The 23,923-nt window shown below is 71.6% G+C and carries 16 protein-coding genes; 5 read left to right on the top strand and 11 right to left on the bottom strand.

Annotated features, from left to right (window positions below; all coding sequences use genetic code 11):
- Window positions 1-261: 261 nt before the first annotated feature.
- The 3 genes from KBX00_RS17540 to KBX00_RS17530 all read right to left on the bottom strand — a co-directional run bounded on the left by KBX00_RS17540 (window position 262) and on the right by KBX00_RS17530 (window position 9,593).
- On the bottom strand, window positions 262-6,450 hold the full coding sequence (locus tag KBX00_RS17540; RefSeq protein WP_210828275.1) for a S8 family serine peptidase: 6,189 nt from the start codon (window positions 6,448-6,450) through the stop codon (window positions 262-264).
- 14 nt (window positions 6,451-6,464) lie between these two features.
- On the bottom strand, window positions 6,465-6,617 hold the full coding sequence (locus KBX00_RS17535) for a hypothetical protein (RefSeq protein WP_210828273.1): 153 nt from the start codon (window positions 6,615-6,617) through the stop codon (window positions 6,465-6,467).
- A gap of 81 nt (window positions 6,618-6,698) precedes the next feature.
- Entirely contained in the window at window positions 6,699-9,593 is a 2,895-nt protein-coding gene (locus KBX00_RS17530) for an AAA family ATPase (RefSeq protein ID WP_307868796.1), read from the bottom strand.
- 343 nt (window positions 9,594-9,936) lie between these two features.
- Between KBX00_RS17530 and KBX00_RS17525 the strand changes: the two genes are divergently transcribed.
- Window positions 9,937-10,344 (top strand): hypothetical protein, encoded by a 408-nt coding sequence (locus KBX00_RS17525; protein WP_210828270.1) that lies wholly within the window; start codon window positions 9,937-9,939, stop codon window positions 10,342-10,344.
- Here the strand turns inward: KBX00_RS17525 and KBX00_RS17520 are convergent.
- The 7 genes from KBX00_RS17520 to KBX00_RS17490 form a co-directional block, all read right to left on the bottom strand.
- Entirely contained in the window at window positions 10,328-11,398 is a 1,071-nt protein-coding gene (locus KBX00_RS17520) for a winged helix DNA-binding domain-containing protein (RefSeq protein WP_210828403.1), read from the bottom strand. The two genes, KBX00_RS17525 and KBX00_RS17520, sit on opposite strands and share 17 nt — an antisense overlap.
- Window positions 11,399-11,715: 317 nt before the next feature.
- Window positions 11,716-12,303 carry an HAD-IA family hydrolase gene (locus KBX00_RS17515; RefSeq protein WP_301548141.1) on the bottom strand — a complete coding sequence of 196 codons (588 nt, stop codon included), beginning with the start codon at window positions 12,301-12,303 and terminating at the stop codon, window positions 11,716-11,718.
- Between the two features lie 45 nt (window positions 12,304-12,348).
- A complete protein-coding gene (locus KBX00_RS17510; RefSeq protein WP_210828268.1) occupies window positions 12,349-12,837 on the bottom strand; it encodes a GNAT family N-acetyltransferase in 489 nt (162 codons plus the stop codon).
- 63 nt (window positions 12,838-12,900) lie between these two features.
- Window positions 12,901-13,518 (bottom strand): response regulator transcription factor, encoded by a 618-nt coding sequence (locus tag KBX00_RS17505; RefSeq protein ID WP_210828267.1) that lies wholly within the window; start codon window positions 13,516-13,518, stop codon window positions 12,901-12,903.
- A complete protein-coding gene (locus KBX00_RS29705) occupies window positions 13,515-14,789 on the bottom strand; it encodes a sensor histidine kinase (protein ID WP_307868792.1) in 1,275 nt (424 codons plus the stop codon). Before KBX00_RS29705 ends, KBX00_RS17505 begins: the two co-directional genes overlap by 4 nt.
- Entirely contained in the window at window positions 14,786-15,619 is an 834-nt protein-coding gene (locus KBX00_RS17495; protein WP_210828266.1) for an ABC transporter permease, read from the bottom strand. Before KBX00_RS17495 ends, KBX00_RS29705 begins: the two co-directional genes overlap by 4 nt.
- Entirely contained in the window at window positions 15,616-16,455 is an 840-nt protein-coding gene (locus tag KBX00_RS17490) for an ABC transporter ATP-binding protein (protein ID WP_210828265.1), read from the bottom strand. Before KBX00_RS17490 ends, KBX00_RS17495 begins: the two co-directional genes overlap by 4 nt.
- A 146-nt stretch (window positions 16,456-16,601) precedes the next feature.
- On the opposite strand from KBX00_RS17490, the gene wrbA reads away from it, so the two are divergent.
- On the top strand, window positions 16,602-17,219 hold the full coding sequence (gene wrbA / locus KBX00_RS17485) for an NAD(P)H:quinone oxidoreductase (RefSeq protein WP_210828264.1): 618 nt from the start codon (window positions 16,602-16,604) through the stop codon (window positions 17,217-17,219).
- Between the two features lie 91 nt (window positions 17,220-17,310).
- Here wrbA and KBX00_RS17480 read toward each other — a convergent pair whose 3' ends face one another.
- Window positions 17,311-19,218: an anthranilate synthase family protein gene (locus KBX00_RS17480; protein ID WP_210828262.1), complete on the bottom strand. Its 1,908-nt coding sequence runs from the start codon at window positions 19,216-19,218 to the stop codon at window positions 17,311-17,313.
- A gap of 255 nt (window positions 19,219-19,473) precedes the next feature.
- On the opposite strand from KBX00_RS17480, the gene KBX00_RS17475 reads away from it, so the two are divergent.
- The 3 genes from KBX00_RS17475 (at window position 19,474) to KBX00_RS17465 (ending at window position 23,913) form a co-directional block, all read left to right on the top strand.
- Complete coding sequence (locus KBX00_RS17475) at window positions 19,474-20,856, top strand: FGGY family carbohydrate kinase (RefSeq protein ID WP_210828260.1); 1,383 nt, start codon at window positions 19,474-19,476, stop codon at window positions 20,854-20,856.
- 124 nt (window positions 20,857-20,980) lie between these two features.
- Window positions 20,981-23,494, top strand: coding sequence for a nitrate- and nitrite sensing domain-containing protein (locus tag KBX00_RS17470; protein ID WP_210828258.1), 2,514 nt, complete (start codon window positions 20,981-20,983; stop codon window positions 23,492-23,494).
- A gap of 5 nt (window positions 23,495-23,499) precedes the next feature.
- The gene (locus tag KBX00_RS17465) at window positions 23,500-23,913 is read left to right on the top strand and encodes a roadblock/LC7 domain-containing protein (protein ID WP_155218583.1); all 414 of its coding nucleotides are present in this window, start codon (window positions 23,500-23,502) and stop codon (window positions 23,911-23,913) included.
- Window positions 23,914-23,923 lie beyond the last annotated feature (10 nt).

Below are 23,923 nucleotides of genomic sequence, written 5' to 3'. Positions count from 1 at the left end.
AGTCCGGTGCTTCGGCTGCGCCAGGACGGGATGCGGGCAGAGGCGGAGGGGCGTTCGCCGGGCCGTCTACAACTACGGGGATGTTGCTGCCTCGCGGTGGCTTGACACGACAACATCCCTGATGTTGTCGCCTCCTCGGCCAGCGACAGCGTCTGTCCGTCGCAGCTAAATGTGACAAAGCACTACTAGTCGTGGTCAGAGCCCCCACGGCGATCCTTCCGTGGAGGCTCTGACCACTGTTGACGGACAGGTTCGGTTATCTCACAGGCGCGGGTCCTGCTGGACCTTGAGGGCGTTGAGGATCGGGTCGCGCTCGCCCTTCTCGCGGCGAAGCTCGATCCTCAGATCGCCACCGGCGTGCTCGACGGTGACCGTGTTCAGGTCGGCGGTCAGCGCACCCACCTTCGCCTGCACATCGTGGTCGTGTAGCGCGATCTTGCCGTCGACCAGCACATCGAAGGCACGCTTGCCGGGCTTCACCTTCTCGATCTCCGCGAAGTCGAGGGTGATTCGGTACTTCCCGGCGGGCGCGTTCTTGAACACGTAGCTGAACGTCTTGCCGGTCCGCTGGGTGCGGAACAGCGCTTCGTCCTCGGTGCCGGCGATGTCGGCCTTTGTGGCACGCGCCTTGCCGCCGACGTAGCCCCACGGCCGCGAATCGAGCCGCTGGTCCCCCGACCAGACGAAGCCGTCGGTGCCGATGTACCCGGCACCGCCGACGTTGACGCCCTTCCAGTAGGCCGAGGTCGCCATGCGGACCGGCTTGAGCTGGGCCTCGCCCTTGCCGGCGTTCGACGCCACGAGCACGGCGCCGGCGAGCAGGCCGGGCTCGACGTCGGCGCTGTCAGCCGTCGCCGTGACCGTGGTGGACTCGCCGACCGCGAGCTCGACCGTGCCGGTTGCGGCCGCGCCGGTGAGGGTCAGCCACGGAAGGTCGGCGGCCTCGTGCCCGCCGTCGCTTGTGCGCTTCTGTTCGCTGATCCGCACCGAGAGCGGGGCGGAGCCGCTGTTGGTCACGGTCACGTCGGCCGTCGCCTGCTGGTCCCGGTCGACGAGCCAGTCGAGGTCACCTGCCGTGACGGTGGCGACGCCCGTGGTCAACGCCGTGTCGACCACCTCGGCCTGATCCTTCTTGGCGATGGTCACCGGGTGGCTGGCGGTGACGTAGTTCGGCACCGAGACCTGCACGGTGTTCTCGCCGACCAGCGCCTGGGCCTTCCACCGGCCCTGCTCGTCGGCGGTGATGACCCGTTCGCCGCTCGGCCCGCCGAGCGTGACGATCGCACCCGCGATCGGCTTGCTGTCGTTCGCGTCGGTGACCGTGCCCTCGATCGTGCCTGCGGCCGGGAGGGTGTACTCCAGCCCCAGGCCGGCCGTCAGGACGGGCTCGTTGAAGGAGTACTGGCTCGCGGGGTTGCGCGTCAGGCTCTGCAGGCCGACCGTCGCCGACGACCCTCGGGTGAGGGGATTGTCGCCGCCGATGCCGTCGCCGTACCCGATCTGGACCCGCCCGTCCGCGATCAGCGTGACCGAGAAGCTCACCCGAGCCGTCGGGCCGCTGTCGAAGCTGACGTTGCGCCACTCGATTACCTGCGCCGCCAGCCCGTCCACCTCCGTCGTGCCGAGATAGATGCCTGCCTGGACGTCGACGACGAGGTCGTCCCAGAGCGGATGGATCGCGTCGATGGCACCGGGCGACGGCAGTGCCGTGTTGTCTCTCCACGCGCTGTAGCGGTCGAAGACAAGCGTGCCGTTCGTCGACACGCAGACGCCGTCCCAGGCAGTGTCGTAGAACGGGAACAGGAAGCTGGAGTCGAACCACAGCACGCTGCAGAGGTCATCGCCGTGCCACCCGGACTCCTCGGTGCCCTGGCGGTAGAGCCCGTCGGTCACCGTCAGCGAGTACGAGCGGCCGGCGGGGGCCACCGGCACGGGGCCCGGTTCCGGCTGCTCGGGCTGGGGCTCCGGCTCCGCCGTGTCCGCGCGCGGGTCGCGCGTCACCCGCAGCGCGGCAATGGTCGGGGCCCGGAGTCCCTTCGAGCCCCGTAGCTCCACGGTCAGCGGACCACCCTCGTGCTGCACGACGGCGGTGCGCCAGTCGGCGGTGTTCGACCCCACGACCGCGGCCGGGTCGTACGCGTACTCCGCAAGCGAACCGTTCACGAGGACGTCGAACACCCGCTTCCCCTTGGCCACCTTCTCGATCTCGGCAAACCCGAAGTCGATCGCGTAGGTGCCCTCGGGCGCGTCGGGGAAGCGGTAGAACAGCTCCTTCTGCCGCGTGGTGCGCTGCGACTGGAACAGGGCGTCGTCCGTCGTGCCCTCGATGCCGGCCTTCGTGGTGGCGACCTTCGTCTTTCCCTCGTAGCCCCACGTCTTCTTGCCGGCGGCCCGGTCCCCGGACCAGGTGTAGCCGGAGGCGTCGGTGAACGAGGGGCCGCCGGCGTTGACGCCGACCTGGTACTTCGTGGTCGTGAGCGTCACCGGGATGTAGGTCTTGGGCTGGCGTCCGGAGTCGGACCTGAGCACGATGTTCGCGCCGAGGACGCCTGGCTTGGTGTCCTTCGAGGAGATCGATACCGTGACGGTGGTCGACTCACCCGGGGCGAGGGTGCCGCCGGTCGAGGAGAGCGACAGCCACGGCAGGTCGGTCAGCAGGTCGTCCTCGACGTCGACAAGCACGACGTCATCGGCGATCTGGTCCGCCGCCCACAGCGCACCGGTCGAGTCGGTCTCGAGGCCGCCGCCCTGGCGTGGCTTCTGGCCGGGGAACCACCATGCGTTGACCAGCGAGCAGTCGTCGGGGTCGATCTGCAAAAGGCGGGTGGGCCGATCCGAGGTGAGGTCGGTGTACCAGACGGTGTCGGACGTCTGGTTGTAGGCCAGGCCAATCACCTCGGGCAGCGGTGGGGCGCAGAAGGACAGCAGCGCACCCGGGTTGTCGTGCGACGTCCCGGCGACGGTCCCGATCCTGCCGTTCGCCCGGCCGCCGACGTAGAACACGTCCTCCTTCGGGTTGTAGGCGAGTCCGGTCAACGGCAGCGTGGACCAGTCACCCTTGATCTGCCGGGTCTTCTTCCCGGTCGCCCGGTCGAAGCAGTGGATGTAGCTGGCGGGGCTGTCCTCCATCTGACACATGTCACCGGTCTTGGTGTCGAGCGCCATGTCGAACGCCCGGTACGCGGGGTTCCACGATGCGTCGAAGACCTTCCCGGTCGGCTTGCCGGTCACCGTGTAGGCGGTGTTGGTCCGCGCGCCGTAGTCGTGGACCCAGACGTCGCCGTCGTACCCGATGCCGGTGGGCTCCTTCTCCTCGATGGTGCCCGGGATGGTGATCCGGGTGATGACGTCACCGCCGGCGGTCGCGCCGACCTTGCCGGCCGCCTGCGCTTCCGCGGCGCTCGCCGTCGCCGCCTTGCCGTCGACGTTCGACGGCTTCATGCCGCTTGCACCGGCCCGCCACGCGGCGAGGTCGATCGTGCTGTCCGCGCCCTTCCCGGTGCGCGTGGTGGCCCCGGCGGCGTCAAGCTCGGGGTGGCGCGCGGCCTCGCCCAGGTCGTACGTGAGGGGGGCGGAACCGTTGTTGGTGAGCGTCAGCGAGCCGACGCCGTTCTGGTCGGTACCCAACACCGCGTCGAGGCCGTCGGCCTTCAGGCCAGCGGCACCCGTGGCCAGCCGCACGTCGATCTTGGCCTTCGCGTAGAGCTTGTCGAGGGTGAAGGGGTGTGCCGCGGTCGTGTAGTTCGACTTGTCGACAGTCATGGTGTAGCCGCCGAGCGGTAGCTGGCGGTGCACGATGCCCGTCCCGTCGGTGGTGACGGTCTCGACGAGCCCATCCGGGTTCGTGAAAGAGACCTTGGCGCCGGCCACCGGCAGCCCGTCGTTCTGGTCGACGACGGTCGCGTCGAGGTACCCGAAGTCAGGCAGGTCGTAGGTGACGGTCATCCCGTCGCGCAGCACCGGGGCGCTGTCGGAGAACCGGATGCCGTCGACGCCGGCCCAGCCCTGTATGCCGGTGACGGCGTGGGCGCCGGCGGTCACCGGGTCGTCGGTCCCGATGCCGTCGCCGTAGCCGAGGATCACGGTGCCGGAGCGGGTGAGCGTGGCCGAGAAGTTGACCGGCTCGGTGTGCTCCGACCGGGTCGGATAGGCCCAGATCCTGGCGTTGCGGAACTCGACGACGAACGCGTCCTCACCGTTGACCTTGGTGGCCGCCGTGAAGACTCCACCGCCGGGAGCGAACTCGACGGGGCTCTGGCTGTAGAACGGGAAGACTCCCGCGCCGCCGTGGCCGGGTCCGGTGCTGGTGTCCGGGGAGATCACGCCGCGCCGGCTGACACCGAGGGTGTCGTGGCTGCCGTTGTAGAGCGCGACCGGGAACGGCAGCTGCACCGTCGCCCACATGCCACTTGGGAACGTGACCGGGTCGGTGCCGCGCAGGTACTCGCCCTCGGAGACGGCGCAGCTGTAACCGCCCTCGTCGACGACGAGCCCGACGGGGATCTCAGGCGACTCGTTCTGCGCGCCGACGGTCAGCGGGACGGTCGCGGGCGCGAAGCAGGCGTTGGGCGTGACGTTGAGCGTGTACCCGCCCTCGGGGACGGCGTCGATCGTGAACGCGCCGTTGGCATCCGTGCGTACCGGCTCCAGCGGCGTGTTCTTGACGGAGACGTCGGCGTTCGGGACGGGCTGCTTCTTCTCGTCGACGACCCTGCCGCTGACGTCGTGCCTGGCGGCGGCCGTGAGCGGCAACTTGACGGAGGTGTCCTGGCCGGGGGAGATCGTGACCTCTGCGGTCGCGGTCAGGTAGCCGAAGGCCTTGGTGCTGAGCTGGTATTCGCCGGCCGGCAGGTTCGTGGTGAACCGGCCGTCCTCGTCGGTTCCGATGGACCGGCTGAACGGCCCGCTGATCGTCACCTCGACGGCGGGCACCGGGTCGCCGTCGGCGGTGACGACACCGGTGAGGGTGCCGCCCTCACGGGGCGCCAGTTCGAGCAGGCGGACGAGGTCGAGCCGCCCTTCGCCGTACTTGTTGTTGTCGTCGGCGGTGCCGCCGCACTCGGTGTCGTCGACGTCGACGGCCGACTCGGCGAGCAACCGGCGGACTTCCTCGACCTGCCCGATGAGGGTCGGGTCGTAGCTCCACAGCGCCGCGACGGCGCCGGCCACGTGGGGTGCCGCCATCGAGGTGCCGGACAACTGGGCGTAGCCGTTGTTCGGGTAGGACGAACGGACGCCGTCGCCCGGAGCGGAGATCTCGGGCTTGATCCCGCCATCTTCACCCTCGCCCTTGCGGGAGAACAGTGCGAGCCTGCCGTCCGACCGGTAGGCGCCCACGGAGTAGGCACTCGCGGCGGCTCCGGGCGAGGAGACGGTGTCGCAGGCCGCGTACGGCACGGTGTTTCCCGACGACCAGACGCTGAAGATGCCGGCGGCGCTCCATGCCTCGTCGATGGCCCGGAAGAAGTCGTCAAAGCTGTGTTCGAGGGACTGGCCCCACGAGTTGTTGATGACGTGCGGGCGCTTGGCCGGGTCGGGGTTGTTCCCGTGGACGTCGGTCGGGGCGAGCAGCCACCAGCCGGACCGCAGCAGCGACTCGACGCCGGTGCTGTCGCAGCAGCCGTCTGTCGCGATCCACTGCGCGTCCGGGGCGACGCCGACGTGGTTGGTGCCGTCGTCGCCGACCATGGTGCCCATGGTGTGCGTGCCGTGTCCGTCGTCGTCGCAGGGTGCGTCCGTGCACGTGCCCCGGGTGGCCATCCAGTTGTAGTTGTGGTCGAAGGTACCGTCGGGCTTCGTGCCGCGGTACTTGTGGACCAGGGCGGGGTGGTCGAACTGGACACCCGAGTCGAGATTGGACACGGTGATGCCCGCACCGGTGGCGCCCATGGCCCACGCCTGCGGGGCCTTGATGGCGTCCAGACCCCAGGTGGAGGTGCCTTCCTCGGCGGCGGCCTTCTGGTCGGCGGGGCGGGCAGCCTGGTCGGCTGGGGTCTGCTCGTCGACGGGCTCGATCAGCGCGACCTGCGGCGTCGCCTGGATCTCGGCGACCTGCACCTTCGCGGCCACGTCGAGGGCGAGCGCTTCGTTGCCCCCCTTGACGAGCACCTTGTTGACGATCGGGTAGGAGGTGTATTCGACGCCTGCCCGGTCGAGTTCGGCAGAGACGGACGCCAGGGAGTCCTTCGCCGCTGTGGCCAGCGCGTCGTAGACGAACTGACCGCGAGCGTTCCAGTCGGTGATCTTCTTCGCCGGCTCGAGGTCGGCGCTGGTGTCGAACGTGATCCAGAAGTCGGCAGCCGGAGCTGTGCGGAACCGGTCCTTCAGATTAGAGGCGATCTTGTCGGCGGCGGCGCCTGGATCCGGCTCGGCGGCGGACGCCGGTGCTGCCTGGATCATGCTGAGGCCGACTGTTGCGGCCAGCGAAGCCGCGAGGGCTTTGAGTTTCATGTGGATCCTTCGGCCTACAGGGGTTGGTAGGGGTCGTGGTTCTGGTGGTCGTCGCCACCGTCGGCGTCGTGGGCGTCGGGGGCGCTGACGCGCGGCTCGCGGGGCAGCTCGGTTGGTGGCGGGTGCTCGATGGCGGCATCGTCACGCGCGGATGGCTGCTCAGGCATGCATTGCCATAGGGCTATGGATCATGGAGCTATGCTCGGGGGGACCGAGTTGCCGTCGCTATCCAGCGGATACGTCAATTTTCACGACGGGGCGTCGAGGGAGTCCTCTTCGGCGAACACTCCAGCCTCGACCGCCTTGACCGCGAGCGCGGTCCGGGAGGTCACCTTCAGCTTGCGCATCGCCGCACGCAGCTGTTGATCCACCGTGGCCGGGGACTTGGCCAGGATCCGGCTGATCTCCCGGTTGGTCTTGCCAGCGACAACCAGTTGAACCACGTCGAGCTCGCGCGGTGAGAGCTGGTCGCCGTACCCTCGTCGGCCACCGCGCCACAGTCGCGGAACCTCGGCACCGTGTTCGCGAAGCCGCTGTGCGACACGGTCTGCGTCGCCGCGGGCCCCGAGCCTGAACAGCTGCTCGTACTGTGCGGCCAGCAGCTCTCGGCCGTGTTCGACCTGGCCCTGCGCGATGAGCGCCTCGGCCTGGCGCTCCCGGGCGAGCATGGCGTCGTAGGGGCGCGGCAACGCGCTCCAGGCGCGCGCCGCCCGATCGTATGCCGTCGCCGCGCGGGCGTGGTCTCCGGCCGCGGCGAGCAGCAGGGCACGGCACACGGCGAGCGCGGCGCGGGGCGCGGGCGCCGTTCGGCCACGCAGTCCTCTGGCGAGCTGGTCGCCCAGGCGGGTCGCGGTCGTGAGGTCACCAGCGGCGAGGTGCGCCTCGATCCGGGCGGGCACGAGGTCCGTCGCCCAGATCCAGATGCCCTTTCTCCGGACGGTGTCCATCGGCTCGTTCGTGACCTGCAGCGCCCGGCCGCTGTTTCCGTCCGTCAGCCAGAGTTTGGCGAGCGCAGCGGCGGCCTCCATCGTGTCGTCGGCCGCGCCGAGCCGGGCGGCCTCTTCGAGAACCAGGCGGAACTGCTCCTCCGCGGCACGCCGCCGTCCGGCTGCGGCTGCCAGCCGCGCCGCGAGCCGGATACTGCCGAGGTAGTGCGCCGGCCGGTCTCGGTCGGCGTCGGCGAGTGCCGCGCTCTGGTCCGCGAGACCCTCCCACCGGCCGGTGAGCCACGCCAGGTTGGCCTGTTCGAGTCGGACGTTGTGGTGCAGCCGGGACGCCTGCTCGGCCTCGGCAAGGCGGATGGCCACGGCGAGGTGTTCCTGCGCGTCGGCGTACCGACCCCAGATCAGCGCGCCCGTCCCGACATTCGCGTGGATGCGGGACACGTCGAGACGCTCCGCCGAGGTCGCACCGTCGATGGGTAGGTGAGCGACGACGTCCCAGGCCTCTTCTTCGCCGAGCATGAGCAACGCCGCGGCCCGGTTGCCGGCCAGGTTCAGCCGCTCTGCGGGAGAGTCGACTTCGGTGGTGAGTTCAGCGGCGCGATCAAGCCAACGCCGATGAGTCGACGCCGGCCACGGCCCCGCATAGGCCCATCCGAGGTAGGTCATCGCCCGGGCAGCCTCGACCGGGTCGTGGTCAAGGTTGGCCACCGCCTGCTCCAGCTCGCTGAGTGCGGCCTGCGCCTCACCCCCGCGGATCAGGAGCCGACCCAGCGGGTTGCGGATCTCGGCCTGCTGGCGGGCGGAGAGGCCGGGGGTATCCAGCACCGACCGCAAGGTACGGATCACCCGGTGGTAGACCTCGTCGACCGGTTCACGACGGCCCAGCGCGGCAACTCCGGCGATGCGCGCGACCCGGGTCCGATCCACGGGCGGCAGCACGGCATACCGCAACAGGTCGACAAGCAGGTCGACCGCCTTGGTGTGGTCACCCGAGGCCATGGCCCGCTCGGCACCCTGCTCGGCGTAGCGCGCCCAGCACGTGGTTTCGCCCGCTTCCCGGAAGTGGTGGGCAAGGCGTGCTACCGGCTGCGGACGGATGTGCTCCAGGACGCGACCGGCCAGCAGGTGAAATCGTCTACGGTCGGTCAACGGGATCGCTTCGTAGACAGCCGTGGCGGCCAGCACATGCCGGAATCGCCACTGGCCGCGGTCGTCCGCGTCCAGCACGCCGGCGTCGGCCGCCTCCGCGATGGCGCCCTGACACGCGGCGGGTGACAGGCCGGCGGTCGCCGCGATCGTGGCCACCGATGACCGTTCGGCCAACGTGGCCGCGGCCCGCAACACCTGCTGTGCCGGCGGCGACAGCCGGCCCACCCGCTCCCGGGTGGAGTCGCGCACCGTGGGCGGCACCCGTAGTTCGCGCAGCTTGAGCCGGACCCACTGCCCGTCGCGGAAGACGAGGTCGGCACGATCGCATGCGAGACGTACCGACTCCTCCAGCGCCAGCGGAATGCCGCCGGTCCGCTCGTGCATGAACGTCGCGAACTCGTGCGATACCGGGTTGCCGTCCAGCATCGAGGACACCAGTGCTGCCGTGTCGTCGGCTCGCATCGGCGCCAGGGCGATCCTCAGCTGGGTCACGCCGGCCGGCAACCGGGACGTCAGTCGCAACAACAGCGACCCGTCGTCCACCTCCTCCGGCCGGTAGGAGATCACGAGGCTTGGCCCGTCCGTTTGCTGCCGGGAGGTGACGAACAGCAGGAACTCCAAGGTCACCTCGTCGGCCCAGTGAGCGTCCTCGACCACGAGAACGTCGACCCGCAGAGCCCGCAGCAGCTCGTCCAGGGCACGGAACAGGCGATGCCGTGCCGCCTTCGCATCGTCCACGGGTTGCAGTGCGGGCGGCAGGTCCGAGGACCATTCAGGGAACAGGGGCCGTAACGCACCCGCGAGCGCGGTGAGCGGCAACCGCGACACCGGAGTGTCGACCCCACGGAACGCGTCGACGATCGGTCCCAGGGTCAGCGACTCGCGAAGCGGTGGGCACACCGAGACCAGGGCGGTGCGCTGGTCCGGTGCCGCCAACCACTCCCGCAGCAGCCGGCTCTTCCCGATCCCCGCCTCACCCTCCACCAGCACGATCGCCGGTGGCCGGGCCACGGCGCCCCGCAGCGCCGCCATCTCCCGATCGCGACCCACGAAGGCCGGCGTAGGAACAGTCGGTGAAGTCCCGTCGTCCTCGGGCGAGGGGTCGAGCATGCGTGATGATCTCGCTTTTGGCGGCTCGGGCACAAGTGCCATCGCGGCGAATCCCGTTGCGCGATCCTCAGTCGGAGCGCCGGACCAGCCTCGGTGGGCGGCCCGGACACCCGACGTCGATGATCAGTTTGCCGCTGAACCACCCGTTTGCCCTGTTCCCCATCACCAAGACGGGGCGTGCCTTCCCCACCGCCGACCTGAGATCCTGAGCACGCGGCGACCCGGAATCCGCCCGGGTCGGCACCGCGCAGCCGTCGTGGCACGCAGACCTGCGGAGGGAGACGTGAAGTCCGTGGTAGTCCTTCGGGCCGTTGCCGTGTCCGGTGTGGTCGCCACCGTCGTCGCGATCTTCGGCCTGCCCTGGGCCTGGTACGGCGACCGGGCCGTACGCCTGACCGAATTCCCGGGATGGGCCTGGTACGTCGGCGCGGCGGTCCTGCTCAACGTGGTCACCGGGTGGGCGGTCGTCCAGCCCGGCCGTCGAGGGTGGCTGCCGCTGGTGGCCGGTGGGCTCGGCGTCGGCACGATCGTGGCCGCCGTCGTTGTGATGGCCAACTACGCCGACGTGCTCCGGGGCCCGGTCGTGCCCGCGGTCCGTCCGGCGCTCGGCCCCGGCGGGCCGGTCGCGGTGCTGGCCGCGCTCGCCAGCCTGACCGCCGTGATCGCCTCGCGGTTCAGCCGTTCCAGCTGACCCGGGGCGGCAGGGCGAGGAAGTCGGCGTACCGGTGCAGTGCCTGCTCGACCTGATCGCGGCGGGCCGGATCGAGGTCGACCAGCGGGTGCACGGTCAGGGTGACGCGGGTCTTGGCCAGGCTACGTTTCCAGGTGCCGACCACCCGGCCGCCGACCACGACGGTGGCCTGGAAGACACCGTTGCCGCCCGGGATGATGGCCTGCTTGTGCCCCGGGTCGAGCATCAGCGCGCGGTCCTTGTAGCCGAGCAGGTACTCGTCGAAGCCGGGCAGGGTCAGCACGTCGTCCACCACGGTGCGGGGCGCGTCGAGCAGCGGCGTGTGCAGCACCGCCTCGGCTCCGTCGACAAGCACGGTGGTCAGGTCGGCACCGGCGGCGGCGATGCCGCGTTTGGCGTCGGCGGCGGTCAGGCCCGTCCAGCCGGCGAAGTCCTGCCGGGTGGTGGGGCCGTGGCTGCGGAAGTAGCGCAGCGCCAGGGTGGCCAGTGCCTCATCGCGGTCGAGCTGACGCTGGCCGGGTGCCCACTCGTCGAGCAGCGCGAAGGTCTGCTCCGTGCCGACGTTTGGGGCGATGCAGGTGACCCCGCGCTGGGCCGCGTACCACAGCAGGTGGTAGCCGCGCTGGCCGGCACCGTCGATGCCGGCCGAGACAAGCGCGGCCACGCACTCGGTCCGGGTCAGCCGGCCGCCGCCGGCCAGGGTCGCACCCAGCACGTCGGCTGCGCGGTCCGCCTCCGCCTCCGACAGGCCGAGGAACTCACGCCGCTTCGCCGCACCGGCGAGCGCGCGTACGCCGGTCAGCTCCAGCAGCCAGCGGGCGTCAGGGGCCGGCACCAGGTGGATGGTGCCGCGCATCGGCCAGGTCCGCAGGGCCTCCCGGCGCTCCAAGGCGGCGTGCACGTCGGCATGGTCGAGCCCGGGCAGCCGGACGCCGAGCGACCACATGCCGCTGGCCAGGTCCTGGGCCTGCATGGCGCCGAACCACTCCACCACGTCGGCCACGGTGGCCGGCGGGGCGGCGGTGGGGTGGGGGCGCAGCAGCAGGCTGGTCATCCGCAGCGCGAGGGCCTCGGAGCCGCTCAGCGCGATCGTGCCGGGAGGAGGTGCCACGACGTCGGCCGCCTTCCATTCGGTGGTCGACGGCAGCATAGGTGCGGGCACCGACAACACGACTTGCCCGGTGGCCGGGCGGCTCCCCTGATCGCGCTACGCCAACATCATTGGTGGCGGAGCGCGATCCCCCGTTCAGGTCGACCGGTGCGGGGCGGCGACGGGGATCGCCGGCACCGGTGCCATCAGGATGACGTTTTCCTACCTGTCCGAGAACTGTGAACCACGCAACTTGCGGATATCTTGAGCAAGCCGCCCGGTCAGCCCCGGCGCGGTGCCGGCACCCGGACGGCGGCCATGCCCGCCGCGGTCGCCGCCTCGATGCCCAGGTCCGCGTCCTCGAAGACCAGGCAGGACCCCGGTGGTACGCCGAGCAGTTCGGCGGCGCGCAGGAACGGCTCCGGGTCGGGCTTCGGACGGGCGTAGTCGCCCGCGCAGACCAGCACGTCGAATCGGTCGAGGATGCCCAGCGCGTCGAGTGAGGCGGTGACCGCCTCCCGGGTGCTGCCGGAGACCACGGCGAACGGGATGCGTCCGTGCGCGTCGTCGATGTGCCGCAGCACCCCCGGGATGCCGGCGGCGGTCGGCAGCAGTTGCTGGAAACGCGTCTCGCGGTGGGCGACGACGGCCTCCACCGGCATGTTCAGGCCGTGCTGTTCGTTGAGGGCGACGACGATGTCCGCGGTCGGTCGCCCGGCCCAGGCGTAGAAGAGGTCCTCCGGGAAGGCGCAGCCCCACCGGTCGAGGGTGTCCCGCCACGCGGTGTAGTGCTGGGGCATCGAGTCGACGATCGTGCCGTCGCAGTCGAACAGGTACGCCTGGAACTCGCCGGTCGGCAGGGGCAGCATCACCGGCCCAGGCTATCCGGCGGCACCCGACGGTCGGCGCGCCGCTCAGAGCCGCCGGTACATCACCAGCAGGTCGACGTAGCCGTCGGCGGGGTGTCGGAAGCCCTCCGGGATCCGCCCCACCACGTCGAAGCCGAGCGACCGCCACAACGCCACCGCGCGGGTGTTGGCCGCCACCACCGCGTTGAACTGCATCGCCCGGTAGCCGTCGGCGCGGGCCAGGCCCAGCACGTACTCGCCGAGGGCCTGCCCGATGCCGCGCCCGGCCGCCGCCGGTGCGACAATGAAACTGGCGTTGGCGACGTGCGCCCCGGGGCCGAGCTGGTTGGGGGCCAGTTTCGCCGAGCCGAGGACCGTGCCGTCCTGGTCGACGGCGACCACGGTGCGGCCGGGCGGGGCCACCAGCCACATCTGCCGGGCCCGTGCCTCGTCGACGTCCCGGGGCCAGGTGTACGTCTCACCTGCGGCGACGATCTCCCGCAGGAAGGGCCAGACGCCGGGCCAGTCGTCGGCGGTCGCGATCCTGATCTCCATCACCGGTCAGCCTGCCAGCTCGCCGCCGGTGCCGGCCACCGAAATCCGCCGGCCGGGCATGGCTCAGAGCAGGCCGGCGGCCATCGCGGTGGTGACCGCGGCGGTGCGGTCGGAGACGTCGAGCTTGTTGAAGGTACGCAGCAGGTGGGTCTTTACGGTCGCCTCACTGATGTGCAGCTCGCGACCGATCTCGACGTTGGACAAGCCCTGGCCTACCAGGCGCAGCACCTCCACCTCCCGGACGGACAGCGTGCCCCGGGCTGGCCGGCGGACGTGGTGCAGCAGCCGGCTGGCCACCGACGGAGCGAGGACCGTGCCGCCGCGCGCCGCGGTGCGTACGGCGGTGATCAGGTCGACGCGGGCGACGTCCTTGAGCAGGTAGCCGGCGGCACCGGCCTCGACGGCGCGCAGGATGTCGGCGTCGGTTTCGTAGGTGGTGAGCACCACCACCCGGGTCTGCGGCGACTCGGTGCGGATCCGGGCGGTGGCCTCGACCCCGTCACCGCCGGGCAGCCGCAGATCCATCAGCACGACGTCGGGTCGTCGGTGGCGCACCTGGGTCACCGCCTCGGCGGCGTCGCCGGCCTCACCGACGATGGTGATGTCGTCCACGCCCGCCAGCATGCCGGCCACGCCGGCCCGGACCACCGGATGGTCGTCGACCAGCAGCACAGTGATCATTGGCAGGGCACCTCCACCCGGACAGTGGTCCCCGCGCCGGGCACGGAGCGTACGTCCACCGAGCCGTTGACCTGCTCGACCCGGGCTTGCAACCCGGCCAGGCCGTAGCCGTCGGTGGCGGCATCGACGTCGAACCCGGTCCCGTCGTCGGCGATTTCGAGGGCGATCCGCCGGTCGTCGCGGCGGAGCAGGACGGCCACCGCGCGGGCGTCGGCGTGCCGGCGGACGTTGGCCAGCGCCTCCTGTGCCGCGCGGAGCAACACCACCTCCAGATCCGTGCTCAGGGCCGGGCCGGCGCCGGAGACGACACAGTTCGTCGGTACCCCGGTCTGCTGGCTGAACCGCTGCGCCAGCCGATGCAGTGCCTGCTCCAACGGGGCGTCGGTGAGCTGCGCGGGAGTCAACGCGGCGACGAGCGTACGTACGTCGATCAGGTTCTCCCGGGCCGTCTGCCGGGCCAGCGCCAGGTGCTTACGGGCCCGGTCGGGGTCGCCGTCCAGGTCGGCCTCGGCGGCCTGGACGAGCATCACCACGCTGGACAGGCCCTGCGCGACGGTGTCGTGGATGTCGGCGGCGAGGCGTTGACGTTCGGCGGCGATCCCCGCCTGGTGGGACAGCTCGGCGAGCTCCGCCCTGGTCCGCTCCAGTTGGACGATCAGGCCGGCACGTCGGGCGCTCTCGTCGACGGTGCGCTGCGACCAGACTCCGAGGACACAGACGACGAACACGATCATCACCGCCACCAGCAAAGGCGCGACGAGGTCGTTCAGATCCGGTAGCCGGATGGCCAGGACGACGATGTGTACCGAGTTGAACAGCACCACCGCGAGCACCGCCGGTAGGGCCGGCAGCACCATGAACACCTGCGGGCAGAGCACGAACAACAGAAACGACGCGTTGCCGTTGAGCAGCACCGCCGGCACGTAGAGCAGGGCCACCCCGGCGAGGTAGACGTAGCCCCGCCAGTCCTCGATGGATTCCCGCATCAGTCGCCGGCCGAAGCCGACGTACCAGCCGGCCAGGGCGAGGAACAGCGCAAGGCATCCGACGCGGGCGACCGGCGACCACCACGTGTCGGCGGCCACGACCAGTGCCACCCCGGCACCCGCCAGTGCGAAGTAGCTGTCCCAGAGCCGGAAACGTCCGCTCCACGCGTCGGTGGCGGCGGTTGTGCCGAGGACCGGCTCGTCGGCACCCGCTCCCCGGCCGTCGGCGGCAAGGCCCGCCGGGCCGGTGGAGGTCGCCGCCCCGGCGGGCGCTGACGCGGTCACCGGAAGCGTCGACCCTGCCAGCGGAAGGTGGTCAGACACAGCACCGTCCCTCCGACGCACCAGGCGGCCAGCACGAGCGCGATCCGGCCGTGTTCCCAGGAGAGTACGACCTCCTGCGTGAGGATGCTGTCGGGCAGGAACACCGATCGGAAGCCCTGCGCCATCCACTTGAGCGGAAATACCGAGCCGACCGTGAGCAGCGGCTGGGGCAGTTGACCTACGGGTGTGTAGAAGACCCCCGAGATGAAGGCCAGCACCAGGTAGGGCAGATTCATCACGGCACCGGCGCTGCGGGCCGAGCCGGCGAGGTTGCTCGCGGCGATGCCGGTCAGGGCGCAGGCGGTGGCACCGAGCAGGAACACCCAGCCGAAGGTGAGCCAGCGGACCGGGTCAGTGGGCAGGGAGAGGTCGAAGGCGACCACGGCGATGCCGAGCAGCAGAACCGTCTCGCCGACGGTGACCACCAGGGCCATCAGGATCTTGCCGATGAAGTACGCCGACGGTGGCATCGGCGCGCCGCGCAACCGACGTAGCGTCCCGTCGTCGCGGTCGGCGGCGATTCCGGTGCCCAGGTTGACGAAGGTCGTCGAAGCGACTCCGGCGGCGATCATGCTGGGTGCGAGGTACTGGGCGGAGGTCACGTCGCTGCCGGGATGGACGCCTTCGAAGATCGAGCCGAGCAGGGCCAGGATCACCGCCGGCATGGCGAACGTGAACGCCACGGCGTCGCGCTCGCGGAAGAAGCCCTTCAACTCGATGGTCGCGCGGTGCAGCCCGAGCCGGACCGTCGACGGACGCCGCGGCGTGCCGGGTAGGACGGTGGCGGTCATGACACGTCTCCGATCAGGTCCAGGTAGACGTCTTCCAGGCTGGGGCGGCTGACTGTCAGGTCCGGCACGGCACCGCCGTACCGGCTGGTCAGCGTCGCGATGAGGGCGGCCGGGTCGTCGGTTTCCTGCCGGCCGTCGGCCCATCGCACGACGGTGCGTGCGGTGGCGCGACCGACGAGGGCGGCCGGGGTCGCGTCGGCGACGATCCGCCCGCCGGCGATGACGGCCACCCGGTCGGCCAGCGCCTCGGCCTCCTGCAGGTAGTGGGTGCTGAGCAGGATCGTGCAGCCTCCGGCACCGGCCAACTGCCGGATCAGGTCCCAGAATCGGCGGCGGGCCCGTGGGTCGAAGCCGGTCGTCGGTTCGTCGAGGAAGAGCAGCCGGGGGCGACCGACGATACCGAGGGCGACATCGAGGCGGCGGCGCTGGCCGCCGGAGAGCGTCCGTACCCGGGTGGTGGCCTTGCCGGTGAGGCCGACCAGTTCGATGACCTGGGCTGGATCGCGGGGACGGGGGTAGTAGCGGGCGAAGTGGCTCACCGACTCCCAGACGGTCAACTCGCCCAGGTCGCCGCTGTCCTGGGTGACGATGCCGATGCGGGCGCGCCAGTCCAGGTCGGCGCGGTTCGGATCGTGACCCAGCACGCTCACTTCACCGGCGTCGCGGTGACGGTGACCCTCCAGGATCTCGATGGTGGTGGTCTTGCCCGCCCCGTTGGGGCCGAGCAGCGCCACCACCTCGCCAGCGCCGACATCAAGGTCGAGGCCGGCGACGGCGACGGTGTCGCCGTACGTCTTGCGCAGTCCGCGCACGCGGACGGTGGGGGTTTCGGTCATGTCCCGATCGTCTGCCGGCAGGGGCGCGTCACGGGACGACCGGTGGACGGACCGGCGGTGTCCGTCGACCGGTGGACACCGCCGGTGTTTGTCGGCGCAACCATCGGGTAGTCGCCGGAGTTGATCCCGAGAAGGAAGGACGAGCGATGGCGGCACAGGTCAAGGTGGCGGTGATCTACTACAGCGCGACCGGCATCACCTACCAGATGGCGCAGGCGGCCTGCGAGGCCGCCGGTGAGGCGGGTGCGGAGGTGCGGCTGCGCAAGGTGCGCGAGCTGGCACCGGACGAGGCGATCCGCTCCAACTCGGGATGGCACGCGCACCGGATGGAGACCCAGGACGTGGAGGAGGCACAGCCGGACGACCTCAGCTGGGCGGACGTGGTGATCTTCGGTTCGCCGACCCGCTACGGCCTGGTCTCGGCCCAGCTCAAGCAGTTCATCGACACCACCGGGCCGCTGTGGGCCCAGGGTGCGCTGGCCGACAAGGTCTACTCGGCGTTCACCTCCACCGCCACCGAGCACGGCGGGCAGGAGTCGACGCTGCTGTCGCTGTTCCACGTCTTCTACCACTGGGGCGGGATCGTGGTCGCCCCCGGGTACACCGACCCGAGCCAGTTCACCGCCGGCAACCCGTACGGTGCCTCGCACACCAGCAACAACGGCGAGACCGCGCCCGACCACATCGCGCTGGGGGCGACCGCGCTGACCGCGAAGCGGGCGGTGCGCATCGGTGCCGCGCTCAAGCAGGGCCTGGCTGGCTAAGGTCGGCACAGCAGGACCGGCGGTCCGGGCGGGGGCTCTCAGACCCGCCCGGACCGTCGGCCGTCCACAGCGCTACCCCGGATCGGGCCGGCTATGCCTGTGCGGCGGGGGACAACTCACCGGCCGGCGCCGGCAGCAGCTCGCGCAGCAGGTCGGTCAGGACCGCCAGCCCGTCCGGGCTGAGCACCGACTCGGGATGGAACTGCACCCCGGCGAAGCCGCGCCCCCGCAGGGCGTGCACCGCGCCGTCGGCCTCGTCGCGGGCCAGTTCCACCGGTCCGTACGGGCCGTCGTGGTGCTCGGTGGCGGCGCGGGCGGTGAAGGTGGCGTAGAAGCCCACCCGGCGGGGCGTGCCGAAGAGGGTGACCGTGCGTTGCAGCCCCTGATAGGGCGCGTCGCGGCGGTGCACCGGCAGCCCGAGCAGACCGGCGAGCAGCTGATGACCGAGACAGACGGCGAGCGTCGGGTGCCCGGCGTCCAGCAGCTCGGTGAGCAGGGCGCGCAGCCTGGTCATCTTCTCCGTGTCACCGCTCGGGTCACCCGGGCCCGGACCGACCACCACCAGGTCGTACGCCCGGACCGGCTGCTCGTCCTGCCACGGCCGGACGGTCACCGACAACCCGAGGGCGCCGAGCTGATGGGCCAGCATCCCGGTGAAGGTGTCCTCCCCGTCGACGATCAGGGCCCGACGTCCGGCCAGGGCGGGCAGGGCCAGCGCACCCGGTGGCCGCTGGTCCAGCCAGAAACGGGCCAGCGGGGCGTTGCGGGCGGCGAGGGCGGCACGCACCTGCGGATCGTCGGCGAGCCGGTGCGCCGTGTTCGGCCCGTCCGGCGCCTGCGGGCCGAGACCGAGGGCGGCCAGCACACCGGCGGCCTTGGCGTGGGTCTCCGCGACCTCGGCGGCGGGGGTGGAGTGGCGGACCAGCGTCGCACCGACCGGTACCCGCAGCTCACCGGCGGGGGAGATCTCGGCGGTACGGATCAGGATGGGCGCGTCGAGAGTCTGCCGGCCCGTCTCGTCGTGGCCGAGCAGGGCCAGCACCCCGGAGTAGTAGCGGCGCCCGGCGCGTTCGTGTCGGGCGATCACCCGGCAGGCGTTCTCCATCGGGCTGCCGGTCACCGTCGGCGCGAACATCGTCTCCCGCAGCACCTCACGCACGTCCTTCGTGCCCCGTCCGGCCAGCAGGTACTCGGTGTGCGCCAGGTGTGACATCTCCTTCAGGTACGGCCCGACGACCTGCCCACCCCGCTCGGCGACGGTGGCCATCATCTTCAACTCCTCGTCGAGGACCATATACAGCTCCTCGGTCTCCTTGGTGTCGGCGAGGAAGCGCAGCAGCGCGGCCCGGTCGGCGGTGGTGCCGGTGTGCCGGAAGGTGCCGCTGATCGGGTTCATCATCACCAGGCCGTCGTCGACGCTGACGTGCCGTTCCGGGCTGGCGCCGACCAGGGTGCGGGCGCCGGTGTGCACCACGAACGTCCAGTACGCCCCGCGCTCCCGGGTCAGCAGCGAACGCAGCGCGGCCAGCGCGGCGGTCAGCGGGGCACCCTGCACCTGGGCGCGCAGGGTGCGGTGGATGACGAAGTTGGCGCCCTCGCCGTGGCCGATCTCGTCGGCCAGCACCCGGGCCACGATGGCGGCGTACTCGTCGTCGCCGATGTCGAAGGCGGCGCCGGTGGTGCGGACGGGCGCGGTCGGCAGCGCGTCAAGCACACCGGCCAGCGGCAGCTGGTGGTGGTGGTCGATGCGGAGGCATTCCAGTGGTGCCCCGTCGTCGACGCAGGCGAAGCCGCGCTCGGCGACCTGCCGGTACGGCACCAGCGCCAGCGTCGCCGGCCCGGCGGCGGCGGGCAGGGGGATGTCGGCGAGCCGCTCGACGGTCGTCACGGTGCCGGTGAACAGGTCGAGATGCTCGGTGCCGTCGCGGCGTAACAGGGCGAACGGGCCGGGGTCGAGGCCGGCGGCGAGCGCGGTGAGCAGGTCGGTCAGCTGGTGCATCGGTCTCCTCGGGCCGGGCGACCGCTGTCGGGGGCGGCCCGGGGACCGGGACATGACCGGCGGCCGCCTCGTCGGGCGGCCGCGTGGGATGGAGCTACGCGCGGGGGAGGGCCGCCGGGTTGGCGGGCCACCAGCAGGTCAGTCGCGCGAGCATGCGAACACCCTACGCGTCGGACGGTCGGTGTGGAAGCCGATCGGCGGACCCGATGCGCGGCGGCGTTGTGGCGTGGGGATCACCGGGTACGTTGACCCGCGATGAAGATTCTCGCGCTGGACCTGGGCACCTCCTCGGTGCGTGGGCTCGTGCTGGACGACGCGCAACCGTTGCCGGGGGCACTGGCCCGTCGCCGCATGGTGGTCACCGTCGACGACGAGGGTGCCGGCACCCTCGACGCCCGTCACTATCTGGCCTGCCTGATCGAGTGCCTGGACGAGTTGCACGGGCAGGGTCGGCTGGACGGGGTGCAGTTGGTGGCGGTCAGCGGCCAGTGGCACTCGGTGGTGCCGCTGAGCGCCACCGACGAGCCGCTCGGGCCGGTGCTGACCTGGCTGGACACCCGGCCCGAGCCGTCGCCCACGGCGGTCGGCCCGGCCGATCCGGACGCCTTCCACCAGCGCACCGGCACCTGGTGGCACCGCTGTTACTGGTCGGTCCGGCTGCCCTGGTTGCGGGCCCGCACCGGGGACCGGATCGCCCGGTTCACCGGCCTGGTCGAGTACGTGCTCGGCCGGCTGCTCGTCGAGGCGCCGATGTCGATGTCACAGGCGTCCGGCACCGGCCTGCTGGACCTGCACACCCTGGACTGGGATCCGGAGGCCCGAGCCCTGGCCGGCAGCGACGGCGCCGATCTGCCCGAGCTGGCCCCCCGCGACTGGCACGGTGGGCTGCGCGCGGAGTACGGCCGGCGGTGGCCGGCCCTGGCCCGGGCCCGCTGGGCGCCGCCGCTCGGTGACGGTGCCGCCTCCAACGTCGGCTCCGGCTGCGTGGATCCCACCCGCGCCGCGGTGACCGTGGGTACGTCCTCCGCGGTGCGGTTGTTGCAGCGGATGTCGACGCCCGCCGAGTCGACCGTGCTGCCGCACCGGCTGTGGCGCTACCGCGTCGACCACGACCATGTGGTGACCGGGGTCGCGTACTCCTCGGGTGGGAACCTCTTCGCCTGGGCCGACCGGGAGCTACGGCTGCCGACCGGACGGGCGCTGGAGGAGGCGCTGGCGCTGCTGCCGCCCGACGGTGGCCGGCCGGCCAACGTGCGGTTCGGCGGTGACCGTCCGCCGGGCATCCGTCCGGCCGGGTTGGGCGAGCTGCGCGGACTGGGCTTCGGCACCACCGCGGTGGAGATCCTCGCCGGGCTCATGTACGGGGTGTGTGAGCAGGTCGTCGAGGACCTGGCGGTGCTGGAGTCCACGGTGGGCCGGCCGGTGGAGGTGGTCCTCGGCGGCGGCGCGATAGCCGCCTCGACCTGGTGGCGGGAGGCGTTCGCCGCGGTGCTGGCTCCCCGGCCGGTCCATTTCGCGCGGCACCCGGAGATCGGGGCCACCGGCGCGGCGCTGGTGGCCACCGGCCGGATCGCCGATGCCGTGGTGGTGGCCGACATCGGCCGGACGGATGATCAAGACTCGGCGACCTCGGCATAGGGTGGCGACCGGCAGTACCCTTCCTTAACCCTTCATAAGGGCAGGGCGTTGACACTGCTCCCGGGCCTGGTTGGATGGACCGCGCTCCCCGGGCCGCGGCGGACGCGTGGGGGAGGAGGAGCGGGTGGGTGTAGGACCGGAGCAGGCGCCCGGGGTGTCGCAGCACCGCCGGCGTCGGTTCGACGTCCGGGTGATACCGCACCGGCGTCGCTCTGCCCTGCGCCTGCAGGACTGGCGGATGCGCACCAAGCTGGCCACGGTGCTGGTCATCCCGTCGGTCGCCTTCCTGGTGCTGGCGGGGGTGCAGACCCAGAGCCTGGTCAGCCGGGCCAACGTCCTGGGTGACTTCGCCGCGCAGGTCGGCATCGGACGCGAGATCACCGAGCTGACCCACCGGTTGCAGTTGGAGCGTGACCGCACGGCCGGGGAACTGCCCGCGCTGCGCGACGCCGCCGACGAGGAGGCCAGCGAGGAGCGGCTGGCCGTGTTGGAGCCCTACCGCGACGCCGCCGACCAGGCGGCCGCGGAACTGCGCGCGGCGGCGGAGCCGTTGGCCGAGGCGGACGCCTCGTGGCGGGACGTCTACGTGGTGGCCTCCCAGGCGTACCAGCAGGTCGACTACATCCGGAACACGATGACCACGGTGGTGCTCAGCGACGACACCATCATCGGTAACTACCACCGGGCGATCGACGCGTTGCTGAACCTGCTCGCCCAGCCGACCCCGGGCGCGGACCGGCCGGAACTGGCCGACGCGGTGCTGCGCTACGTGCAGTTCGCCCGGGCGAAGGAACTCTCCTCGCGGGTTCGGGCGGAGCTGTACGCGGCGGCCCGGGCCGGCAGCTACGACTCCGAGGCCGCGGCCCAACTGCCCGAGCTGCGGGCACGACAGCTGACCGCGCTCGGCGCGTTCCGGATCGCGGCGACGAACGCGCAGGTGACCCGCTACGACGAGATGAGCCTGGATCCGGCCTTCGTCGCGGCCTCCCGGATGGAGGAGCAGGCGCTGGCACAGGGCACCGCGGGATCGGCGGTGCTGGACGCGGAGCAGTGGTGGACGGCCAGCGAGGCCCGCCACGAGCTGTTGCAGCGCTTCGAGGCAAGCGTGCTGGCGGCCTCGGCGCGGCAGGCCGACGACGCGAGCGAGACCCAGTTGCGGGAGACGCTGCTGGTCGTCGGCGTGATCATCACGGTCCTGCTGGTGGCGGTGCTGATCTCGGTGCTGATCGGTCGGTCGTTGGCCCGGTCGATCCGGCTGCTGCGCTCCCAGGCGTTGCGGATCGCGCAGATCGAGCTGCCCGAGGCGCTGGCCCGGTTGCGGTCGGTCTCCGGTGGCGTACCACCGATCGACGTCTCGCCGGCGGTCGTGCGGTCCCTCGACGAGATCGGTGAGCTGGCCGAGGCGTTCGTCGCGGTGCACCGCAGCGCCGTCGGTGTGGCGGTCGAGCAGGCGAACATGCGCCGTAACGTCAACGCGATGTTCGTCAACCTTGCCCGACGCAGTCAGGTGCTGGTGGAGCGGCAGCTGGAGCTGCTCGACGACCTGGAACGCGAGGAGGGCGACCCCGATCAGCTGGAGAACCTGTTCAAGCTCGATCACCTGGCCGCCCGGATGCGCCGTAACGACGAGAGCCTGCTCGTGTTGGCCGGCACCGAATCGACCCGCCGGTGGAACCGGCCGATCGGGCTGAGCGCGGTGCTGCTGGCGGCCAGTGCCGAGATCGAGCAGTACCAGCGGGTGCGGCACGAGGCGGTGGCGGACCTGCACGTGGTCGGGCACGCGGTGGGTGAGTTGGTGCACCTGCTGGCCGAGCTGTTGGAGAACGCCACCGCCTTCTCCCGTCCGGACACCATCGTGCAGGTGATGGCCCGGGTGGAGGGGCCCGGTGCGGTGATCGAGATCGCCGACCAGGGCCTCGGGATGAGCGCGACGGCGCTGGCGGAGGCGAATGCGGTGCTGGCCGCCCCGCCGGCGGCGGACGTGGCGGCAGTCGAGCGGATGGGTCTGTTCGTGGTCAGTCACCTCGCGGCCCGACACGGGATCGAGGTGCGGTTGCACGGCGGCGCCGGTGGGCTGGTGGCCCGGGTACGGCTGCCGCGTTCGCTGCTCGCCGCGGCGCCACCGCCGAGCCTGGACCCGGTGCCGCCGCCACGCGGGCTGCCCGTCGCGACACCTCGCCCGGTCGCCCCGGTCGATCCGGGGCCGGCGGAACTGCCGGTGGCCGGACGCCGTCCGACCACGGTGCCCCGCCAGGCCCATCCGGTGCCGGTACGCGCCGAGGACGTGCTCGCCCCGGCGGCGTCGGCGAGCGGCGGTGGCGGCTGGTGGTCGCGGGAGGGACCCGCGTCAGCGGTCCCCGCGGTCGGCGCCGGCGCACCGGCACCGCCGGCCGTACCGTTGACCGCCGGGACGAACGAGCGGGGCCTGCCGATGCGGATGCCGATGGCGCAGCTCAGTGCGGTGACCCAACCGGCCCGCCCGGAGCAGCGACCGGCGACCCGCGACGATCCGGACCCGGAAGCCGTCGGCGGGATGTTGTCCAGGCTGTACAGCGGTGTGCGGCGGGCCGAGGCTGAGGAGACCACCGAGATACCCGTGCCACCGCTCGGGGCGTGGAGCGAAGGAGGACGGAAGTGACGACGTTGTCGCAGGAGGCTCGCGACCTGAGCTGGCTGGTCAGCGCGTTCGCGGAGCGGGTGCCCGGGGTGGCACACGCGGTGGTGGTCTCCTCCGACGGCCTGCTGGTCGCGATATCCGACCATCTGCCGCGGGACCACGCCGACAAGCTGGCCGCGGTGACCTCGGGACTGATGAGCATCACCGCCGGCGCCGCCCAGATGTTCGACGGTGACGTGGTCAAGCAGACCGTGGTGGAGATGGGTCGGGGCTACTTCCTGGTCATGCAGGTGCGCGACGGCTCGATCCTGGCCACCCTGGCGGCGGCGGACGCCGACATCGGCGTGGTGGGCTACGAGATGGCCCGGCTGGCCAAGCAGGCCGGCGAGATGCTGACCCCGGCCCTGCGCGCCGAACTTCAGCAGGCGCTGCCCCGCTGAACCGGCGGGG

The organism is Micromonospora sp. C95 (genome assembly GCF_018070465.1).
In the GTDB taxonomy this organism is placed as follows: domain Bacteria; phylum Actinomycetota; class Actinomycetes; order Mycobacteriales; family Micromonosporaceae; genus Micromonospora.
The sequence above is the reverse complement of the archived record's forward strand: the minus strand, read 5'-3'. Positions and strand labels throughout refer to the sequence as shown.

Coding starts and splice junctions, on each gene's coding strand:
- KBX00_RS17495 (WP_210828266.1), bottom strand. CDS start 15,619: ATGACCGCCACCGTCCTACCCGGCACGCCGCGGCGTCCGTCGACGGTC.
- KBX00_RS17510 (WP_210828268.1), bottom strand. CDS start 12,837: ATGGAGATCAGGATCGCGACCGCCGACGACTGGCCCGGCGTCTGGCCC.
- KBX00_RS17490 (WP_210828265.1), bottom strand. CDS start 16,455: ATGACCGAAACCCCCACCGTCCGCGTGCGCGGACTGCGCAAGACGTAC.
- KBX00_RS17505 (WP_210828267.1), bottom strand. CDS start 13,518: ATGATCACTGTGCTGCTGGTCGACGACCATCCGGTGGTCCGGGCCGGC.
- KBX00_RS17535 (WP_210828273.1), bottom strand. CDS start 6,617: ATGCCTGAGCAGCCATCCGCGCGTGACGATGCCGCCATCGAGCACCCG.
- KBX00_RS17480 (WP_210828262.1), bottom strand. CDS start 19,218: ATGCACCAGCTGACCGACCTGCTCACCGCGCTCGCCGCCGGCCTCGAC.
- wrbA (WP_210828264.1), top strand. CDS start 16,602: ATGGCGGCACAGGTCAAGGTGGCGGTGATCTACTACAGCGCGACCGGC.
- KBX00_RS17515 (WP_301548141.1), bottom strand. CDS start 12,303: ATGCTGCCCCTGCCGACCGGCGAGTTCCAGGCGTACCTGTTCGACTGC.
- KBX00_RS17475 (WP_210828260.1), top strand. CDS start 19,474: ATGAAGATTCTCGCGCTGGACCTGGGCACCTCCTCGGTGCGTGGGCTC.
- KBX00_RS17540 (WP_210828275.1), bottom strand. CDS start 6,450: ATGAAACTCAAAGCCCTCGCGGCTTCGCTGGCCGCAACAGTCGGCCTC.
- KBX00_RS17520 (WP_210828403.1), bottom strand. CDS start 11,398: ATGACCAGCCTGCTGCTGCGCCCCCACCCCACCGCCGCCCCGCCGGCC.